The sequence below is a fragment of the Synechococcus sp. H55.2 genome, from assembly GCF_047462495.1.
Lineage (GTDB): Bacteria > Cyanobacteriota > Cyanobacteriia > Thermostichales > Thermostichaceae > Thermostichus.
In genome coordinates, this window is the sequence record NZ_JANSJH010000105.1 from 1 (window position 1) to 8,387 (window position 8,387).

Below are 8,387 nucleotides of genomic sequence, written 5' to 3' on the forward strand. Positions count from 1 at the left end.
ACACCAACAGCGCCGATCGCTATCCCTAACTCCCCTCTCCCTCAGGGAGAGGGGCCGGGGGTGAGGGTACCTCAGGGAGAGGGGCCGGGGGTGAGGGTGGGAGAGGGGCTGGGGGTGGTCGCGTGAGCGGCGCGGAGCGCTTGGGCAGCGGCAAAGTGTCTTAATCTTGTCTGAAACGACTATATTCCTGACGGTTTTGTGGTGGGCAGGTGCGGGTTGTCTCTAAGTAGGTTGGGAAGCCCGCGCCGCGCTGATGGGAGCAGGCCAAGGGGATCCGCTCAGGAGCTGCGGTCTAGCGGCTGGGGCTCTGGTTGAGGGGTGAGGGTTTCCAGCTCCGGCAAGGGGGATCCCATCTCGGCGGCGGGGCTTTCCAAGGACTTTGTCCCCCTATCTTCGGTGGGCATGCCCGTCGGCAAGCCGGATGCAGCTTGGGCCGGCTGAAACTGGGGATCCAGCTCCAGGCAGCGCTGCAAACTGGCCTGGGCCGCTTCCCGCTGGCCGGCCTGTAGTTGGATCAACCCCAAGGTATGCCAAAAGGCGGGCCGCTGCGGCTCCAGTTGCGTAGCCCGTTGGGCGTCGGCCAGGGCCAGCTCCAACTTTCCCAGCTTCAGGGCTTCCCAGGCGCGGTTGTTGAGGGCCACCGCGTCTTCTGGGGTGAGCTCCAGGACGCGCGAGTAGGCTTGCGCCGCTTTCTCTGCATCCCCCAGGTCGCCATAGACCAGGCCCAAGGCAAACCAGCCCCAGGGATCCCGTTCGTTGAGGCGGGTCATCTCTTGGGCGGCGGCAAGGGCTTCTTCCAATCGGCCCAGGCGGCGCAGGCTGGTGATCTGGCCAAACCAGCAGGCAAAGCTGCCAGGACGCTGCTGCACCAAGCTCCGGAACTGCTCCAGGCTGGCCTCGTATTGCCCCAGCTCCTGCTGTGCCACCGCCAGGGCATAGCGAGCCGGGAAGTCCTCTGGCCGGATCTTCAGGGCCTCCTCAAAGTGAATGCAAGCCTCCTTTAGGTAGCCCAATTTCTGGAAGGCCACGCCGCGGGCGTACCAGCTTTTGGGGTTGTCGGCGTCGTAGCGCAGGGCACGTTCCAGGGCTTTGCTGGCCAGCCGATACTGCCCCAGGCGCAGCAGAGCCACCCCTAGGTTATGGAGCGTAATGGGATCCCGGCGGCGCAGCCGCAGCGAGCGCTTGTAACACTCGATGGCCGAGCGCAGCCGCTGGCAGTGGAACAGGGCATTACCTTGGTAGCGCCAGACCCGGCCACTTCTGGGGTTGAGCTTCAAAACCCGAGCAAAGCTGGCCGCCGCCGAGCTGGGCCGCCGCAGCCGCCGCAACACGATCCCACGCGCCAGCCAGGTGCGGGGCTGTTGGGGGTTGTAGCGCAGCGCCTTGTTCAGGCTGTTGAGGGCCAGCTTGGGCCGCTTCAGTTGCATGAGGCGAATGCCGCGGTTGTGCCAGGCCAGGGCGTCCTCCGGGTTGCTCTCCAGCACCTTGTCGTAGTTGACCACCGCCGCTTTGTACTGGCCCAGGCGCCCCAGAATCAGGGCCAGGCGCAGCCGCGTCTCCTCGTCGTAGGGGTTGATGCTCAGGGATCCGTTGTAGCTATCCACCGCCTCGCGGTAGCGGGCCAACTGCACCAGCACATCGCCGCGTCGGCTCCAGGCCAGGGCGAAGTTGGGATCCATGTTCAAAGCGCGGTCGTAGGCGGCCAGGGCTTCGGTTAGGTTGCCCCGCTTGCGCCACTCCTCGGCCCGATCGAATTGAATATCGGCGCTGTTCCACTGGAACAGGCGCTGAAGAAATTGCAAAATGGCAATCTTGCGTGCCCCTTCCTCCGGTGTGGCAGAGGGCATTTCGCCAGTGGCAATGCGCAGGATGGCTAGCTGAATGGCTCGTAGGAAAGCTTGGAACCCCCGCACTTCCTCATCTTCAGGAGGTTCCTCGCGGCGGTGGTATTGCAGCCGAAATCGCTGCAGATCTCCAGGGGTGGGGAAGCTGGGATCCAAAAAGTGCATCAGCTCCCGGGCCCGGTACTCAAACAGCACCGGATCTTCCTCAGAGCCGCTAAAATCCAGCAGCGGTGCTTCTGCCAGGGGGCGGGGCAGCTCGGCGGGCGTGTGGAGCAGCGTCAGCAGGCGCTGGTTCTGTCGGGGCGGAGCGTGGGAGAAGCCGCTGTAGAGCTCATCTCTAGGCCAGGGATCGGCAACAAACTCCGGCGAGGCCACCACCCCGATCCAGCGGCATTGTTCGATGGCCAGTTGCAGCTCCAGCCGGCGGTCGTCTCCCGGCTGCAGCATCCAGCGGTCAAACCAGACCTTGAACCCCTCCCGATCCAGCCGCTCGGCCAGTTGCCGCGCCCACCGCGCCTGCTCTCGGTGGTAGCGCAAGAAAAGGTCAAACTTGTAATGCTCGGAAGACATGAACGCCTGCTCGCTGCTCTTTTCCAGCTTATCTTTGCCATCGCCTCGGCGGCCCGAGCACTGCCTCTTCCCCGGCTGCAAGATCGGCGATAGTTGAGGAAGGGTTGGTCAGGAGGGGGAGATGGCAAGCGGAGTGCTGGCGATTGCCGCAGCGATTGGCTTGGTGGTTCTGCTGTTGGAAGCGATTCGCTATCGCCGCTGGGGATCCCTGCGCCGTTGGCAGCCGGCAATGGGACTGGGCCTGGCGGCCTTGGCGGCGCTGGGGGCGGGGCTGGGACAGTTGCCGGAACCGGTTCCGCTGGCCCTGCTGTTGGGAGGGCTGGTGGGACTGGGGCTGCTGGGCTTGGGCGGCTGTGGGCGGGCCGGGCAGGGGCTGGCGGTGCTGCTGCTCAGCTTGGCCACCTGGCAGGGTGTAGCCGGCGGCGCCTTCGAGGGATCTGAGGCGGGAGCTGCTTTTTCCCTGCTGTTGTGGGGCTGCGGCCTGGGGATGGGCTTGGTGGGGATCCCGTTGCTGGGCTGCTTGGCTGAAGAAGAGATGCTGTCTGTGCTGATGGGGCTGGCCCAGGGCTGGAGCGGCATCGCTGCCCTCACCTGGGGATCCCGCCTTATGGAGATGGGAGCGGAATCTCTGCCAGATCTCCCTTGGCCGGTGTTGTTACCTGTTGGTCTGGCCGCCCTCAGCCTAGTGGCGGGCACCCTGCCCTTGTTGACTGTTCCCGTTCGCGCCAGCGGGACAGAGTCCTCACCCGACAGCGAGGTGGAATCCAACCGGCTGCTGTCGGCCCTGGGGCACGGTGTGGGATGGCTGGTGGCGACGGCGCTGGCCCTGGCTCTGGTGCGCAACGGGCTGTACCAGGATCCCTTTTGGGCGCTGCTGTACGGGGCGGGGGTGTTGCTCTCGTGGGCTCTACTGGCTTTGGAGAGCAGGATCCCGGCACCCGAGGGGAAAGAGGCCTTGCTCTGGCGGGCCTGTGTGAGCCTGACGCTGGTAGGCGGTGGGGCGCTGCTGGCGTTGCGGCTGGGGGGATCCTACGGGGCGGCGCTGCTGGGGCTGGGGTGTCTGGCTTTTCCCAGCCGCTGGGGGGCGATGGCTGCCCTGTTTTTGTCGGCCCGACCCCTGCTGCAAAACCTGCTGCACCAGTTCAACCTGCAGGTGGCCGGGATCGACCTCACCCAGCCCTACGTATCGGCGGCGCTCTACTTGGGCATGGCGGCCATGGCCTTGGCTGCGCTTCTTTACTGGCTGCACGGGCTGGACAAACCCCTGCAAACCGGGGTCGGCCTGACGCTGGGCAGCCTGCTCCTGCCGCTGGGGGTGGGCTATTTCGTCCATGCCCAGCCGCAAGCAGCTTTCTTGCTGGCAGCCTTGATCACCGCCTTGATCTTGGCGGCGCTGCAGCCCATAGCCTTGAACCAAGAAGGGAGAAGGGCGACTTGGACGGGGATCCAAGCTTTGGGCCTGGCCACGCTCGCCATCCTCGGATCCAACCTCAGCCGCAACTGGACGGTGACGGGGTTCTATGCCACCCGCCTGGAGCGGGCCCTGGTGCTGGCGGCCAGCGTTGGGATCCTGGCTCTGTTCCTTTTGCTTGGGCAGGGCTGGCGCTGGTGGCAGTCCAGAACAGCGTCCCGCTAGCGTTGAGGTTCTAGGGTTGTGAAACTCCTTCCCCTCGGCACCCGTGGCACCTGGCAAGGGATCCCCGGCCCCGAGCAGACGGCTGAGGCCCTGGGCAACCCCGGCGTGAGGGTGATCGGATCCCCAGCTCTGTTGGCGCTGATCGAGCGATGTGGCCACAACACCTTGCAGCCTTTTTACGAGGGGGAAGAAGCGGCAGTCGGGATCCGCTTTGTCCTAGAACACTGCTCAGCAGCTGTGGTGGGGGATCCTCTACACCTTCAGGTTGAGGTTGTGCAAGTGGTGGGAAGGCGCGTTCAGTTTCAGGTGGAGATCACGCAGCAGGGGCGGCTGGTGATGCAGGGATCCTACACCTGTCAGGTAGTCGATTTGCCCCATTTTCTGGCCCGCTATGGGCTGGCTTGAGATCATCAAGTACCTGGCAGGGCTGCTGCTGGTCACTGGGTTGGGGCTGTTTCTGTTCTGGCCACAACAGCTCCTGCTACGCTACCGCAAGCCTTGGCAAGGCCCCCTCGCCTGGAGCTGGAAATGGCGCGGGTGGGGGGGCTTGGCTCTGCGGGGCAGCCGTCGGGGGTGGGAATGGCGCTGCGGATCCCTCTGCGTTCGCGGGCATTGGCCGGCCCGGGTGGGCTGCCGTCTCTCCTTTGCCGACTGGCCTCGCTTCTGGCCCCTTCTGAAGCAGTTGGCCAAGGGGATCCAGATCCAGTCCTGGCAAGGTGGCCTAGAAATCGGCTTTGCCGACCCGGCCTTGACGGGGCAATGCCTAGGGTTGATCGCCGCTCTGCCCCCCCCGTTGGCCCAACATCTGCGCCTTACCTTCGCCCGCAGCGGCTGGCGCGGACAGGGATCCCTGGTGGTTCGCTTTCGTCCCTGGCGGGTGCTGGGGCCGGCCTTGAAACTGGGGTGGCTGGCCCTCTGGGAAAGGATCCCGGACAATTAGCGCTGGAACAGCCTCGCCGAGCCAAACTTTGGGTTATGTCGAATTGGGGACAAAAGGAATGGGATCCGCGCGCGCCCCGGCGGATTTTGGTCTGCCCGGATAGCTTCAAGGGATCCCTGACGGCCACGGAAGCGGCAGCGAGCATGGCCCGCGGGATCCAACAAGTGTTGCCCCAGGCCGCGGTGGAGCTGCTCCCTCTGGCCGATGGGGGCGAGGGCACCCTAGAGGTGCTGCTGCCGGCGCTGGGGGGAGAAAAACGAGGGCTGTGGGTCACCGGCCCGCTGGGGTATCCCGTCTGGGCCGAATACGGGGTGGCGGGCGAGCGGGCGCTGCTGGAAGTAGCCCAGGTGGCCGGCCTGACCTTGGTGCCCCCCGAGCGGCGGGATCCCACCCGCACCACCACCTATGGCTTGGGGGAGCTGTTGCGGGCCGTCTGCCGGGATCCCATTGCCGAGATCTGGATAGGGCTGGGCGGATCCGCCACCGTCGATGCGGGCGCAGGGATGGCGCAGGCCTTGGGCTATCGCCTCCTGGATGAGGCCGGGGATCCCATTGGCTGGGGGGGAGGGGAGCTGGCCCGCCTGGCGCGCATCGAGCCGCCCGAGCAGCCTGTCTGGCTGGGCAAGTGCATCCGCGGCCTCTGCGATGTGCAGAACCCCCTCACCGGCCCGTTGGGGGCGGCTGCCGTCTTCGCCCCCCAGAAGGGCGCCACTCCCCAGCAAGTAAGGCAGTTGGAGCAGGCACTGCAGCAGTGGGCCAGAGTGGTGGAGCGCGACCTGGGCCGGACTGTGGACGGGATCCCAGGGGCCGGCGCCGCCGGCGGGCTAGGGGCAGGATTGGTGGCTTTTTTAGGCGCCACCCTGGAGTCGGGGATCCACTTGCTGGCCCAGCACTTGGCTCTGGCGGAGCGCATCCACCGCTGTGACCTGGTGGTGACCGGCGAGGGCCGCCTTGACGAACAGAGCAGCATGGGCAAAGTGGTAGGAGTGGTGCTGGAGCTGGCCATGGCAGCCCAGAAGCCCCTGCTGATTCTCTGTGGCCAGGCCACCCCGGCAGCCCGAGCCGACTTGGCCGCCCGACCTTTGCCAATTGGAGTTGCTGCCCTCTGCGACCGGATCCCGGATGTGACCGAAGCCCAGCGTCAGGCCGGCCACCACTTGGAACAGATGGCCGCTTGCGAGTTGAAAAAGTTTCTAGCCTAGGATCCGCTCATCACATAGTCATTGCAAAAGATTATGGAACAGCCTGTCCGTTGCTCTCCAGCTCCCCTCTCCCCCAGGGAGAGGGGCTGGGGGTGAGGGGCTGCTCCCCCAGGGAGAGGGGCTGGGGGTGGTCGCGTGAGCGGCGCGGAGCGTTTGGGCCGCTAGCGGCAAAGTGTCTTAATCGTATCTGGAACAACTATAATGGCCTGAATCGGTTATTTTTTTAAGCATCATGGTCAGTATCGAATTTTCTCCCGGCATTCCAGAAGTGCCCACCCAAGTACGGCTGCTGAAATCCAAAACCGGCAAGCGGGGATCCGCCATTTTTCGCTTCGAGGAGCTGAAGTCCGACACGCAAAACATCCTCGGCATGCGGATGATCGACGAAGAAGGGGAGCTGACCACCCGCAACATCAAGGCCAAGTTCCTAAACGGAGAATTCAAGGCCCTGGAAGTGATCTACGACATGGAAACAGAAGCCGAGTGGGATCGCTTCCTGCGCTTTATGGAGCGCTTCTCGGCGGCCAACCAGATGGGCATTGCCTAGCTGCTGGATCCTCAGCTTTTGGCTTTTTTGCTCCCTTTGCCGGGCTGGACGGGGGCAGATCCCTGGGTCTTTTCAATCGAAGGCTGCTCCAGTGGGGGCCGTCGCTGGTGCCAGTCGGTGCTTTGCTCGTAGGCATAGGCCACCCGCAGCACCTTGCTCTCTTGCAGGGCGTTGCCCACGATTTGCAAGCCAATCGGCAGCCCATCGGCAAAGCCACAGGGCAGGCTTAGCCCCGGCAAGCCCGCCAGATTGACCGGGATCGTCATCAGGTCGCACAGGTACATGCTCAAGGGATCCTCCCGCTCGCCGCTTTTGAAGGCCGGCGTGGGGGTGGTAGGGCTGACCAACACATCCACCTTCTCGAAGGCCCGCAGAAAATCTTGCTTGATCAAGGTGCGCACCTTCTGGGCCTTGAGGTAGTAGGCATCGTAGTAGCCGGCAGAGAGGGCATAAGTGCCGATCATGATGCGCCGCTTCACCTCCGGCCCAAAGCCGCGGGCGCGGGTCTTGCCATACATAGCCAAGAGCGAGTCGGCAGGTTCCCGCAGGCCGTACTTGACGCCGTCGTAGCGGGCCAGATTGGAAGAAGCTTCCGAAGGGGCAATGATGTAGTAGGTGGCCAGGCCGTAGCGAAAGCTGGGGCAGTCGATCTCCAGGATCTCCGCCCCCAGCTCCTGCAGGTGTTGGATGGCCGCTTGCACAGCCGCGCGGGTCTCTTCCCCACACCCTTCCCCCAGCAGGTCGCGGATCACGCCAATCTTGAAGCCTTTGATATCGGGGATCAAAGCCTGGCTATAGTCCGGGATCTCCACCCTAAGGCTGGTGGAGTCCATGGGGTCGTGGCCGGCAATCCCCTGCAGCAGCAGGGCCACATCCTCCACGGTGCGCCCAAACGGCCCCACCTGATCCAGAGAAGAGGCAAAGGCCACCAGCCCATAGCGCGACACCAGCCCGTAGGTGGGCTTGAGGCCAACCACGCCACAGAAGGCCGCCGGCTGGCGGATGGATCCTCCCGTATCCGATCCCAAGGCCACCACCGCCTGGTCTGCCGCCACCGCCGCCGCCGATCCGCCTGAGGATCCCCCTGGCACCCGCGTCAGATCCCAGGGGTTGGCGGTGCGCTGGAAGGCCGAGTTTTCCGTGGAGCTGCCCATGGCAAACTCGTCCAGGTTGGTCTTGCCCACCGTCACCATGCCGGCTGCCGCCAGCCGCGCCGTCACCGTTGACTCGTAGGGCGGAATAAACCCCTCCAGAATCCGAGAAGCGCAGGTGGTGCGGATCCCTTGGGTGCAGAGGTTATCTTTCACAGCCAACGGGATCCCGGCCAGCGGACCAATCGCCTCCCCGGCGCGAATGCGGGCATCCACCGCCCTAGCCTGTTGCAGCGCCAGCTCCTCGGTGACAGTAATAAAGCTCTTAAGCTGCGGCTCCAGTTGGTGCAGGCGCTCCAGGTATTCGCGCGCGATCTCCTCGGCCGAGCGCTCTTTGCTCACCAACTGGCGGTGCAGGGCACGGATAACAGACATATGGCAAACTCGCTAAGGAAGGGAAAGGCCGATCGAGCAACGTCAAAGTTCTCTCCAGATTAATCCAGCACGGATCCCTACTAACTCCCCTCTCCCTCAGGGAGAGGGGCCGGGGGTGAGGG

At 64.6% G+C, this 8,387-nt stretch carries 7 protein-coding genes; 5 read left to right on the plus strand and 2 right to left on the minus strand.

Annotated features, from left to right (window positions below; translation table 11 throughout):
* Positions 1 to 278: 278 nt before the first annotated feature.
* A complete protein-coding gene (locus tag NW844_RS11075; protein WP_414335660.1) occupies positions 279 to 2,414 on the minus strand; it encodes a tetratricopeptide repeat protein in 2,136 nt (711 codons plus the stop codon).
* 121 nt (positions 2,415 to 2,535) lie between these two features.
* Between NW844_RS11075 and NW844_RS11080 the strand changes: the two genes are divergently transcribed.
* The 5 genes from NW844_RS11080 to psb28 all read left to right on the plus strand — a co-directional run bounded on the left by NW844_RS11080 (position 2,536) and on the right by psb28 (position 6,739).
* Positions 2,536 to 4,050, plus strand: coding sequence for a hypothetical protein (locus NW844_RS11080; RefSeq protein ID WP_414335662.1), 1,515 nt, complete (start codon positions 2,536 to 2,538; stop codon positions 4,048 to 4,050).
* An 18-nt stretch (positions 4,051 to 4,068) separates the two neighbouring features.
* Complete coding sequence (locus NW844_RS11085) at positions 4,069 to 4,455, plus strand: thioesterase family protein (protein ID WP_414335664.1); 387 nt, start codon at positions 4,069 to 4,071, stop codon at positions 4,453 to 4,455.
* Positions 4,442 to 4,990, plus strand: coding sequence for a hypothetical protein (locus NW844_RS11090; protein WP_414335666.1), 549 nt, complete (start codon positions 4,442 to 4,444; stop codon positions 4,988 to 4,990). Before NW844_RS11085 ends, NW844_RS11090 begins: the two co-directional genes overlap by 14 nt.
* Before the next feature lie 35 nt (positions 4,991 to 5,025).
* On the plus strand, positions 5,026 to 6,192 hold the full coding sequence (locus NW844_RS11095; protein WP_414335667.1) for a glycerate kinase: 1,167 nt from the start codon (positions 5,026 to 5,028) through the stop codon (positions 6,190 to 6,192).
* A 232-nt stretch (positions 6,193 to 6,424) separates the two neighbouring features.
* Positions 6,425 to 6,739, plus strand: coding sequence for a photosystem II reaction center protein Psb28 (psb28, locus tag NW844_RS11100; RefSeq protein ID WP_414335669.1), 315 nt, complete (start codon positions 6,425 to 6,427; stop codon positions 6,737 to 6,739).
* An 11-nt stretch (positions 6,740 to 6,750) separates the two neighbouring features.
* Here the strand turns inward: psb28 and gatA are convergent, their stop codons facing one another.
* Entirely contained in the window at positions 6,751 to 8,265 is a 1,515-nt protein-coding gene (gene gatA / locus NW844_RS11105; protein ID WP_414335670.1) for an Asp-tRNA(Asn)/Glu-tRNA(Gln) amidotransferase subunit GatA, read from the minus strand.
* Positions 8,266 to 8,387: the final 122 nt, after the last annotated feature.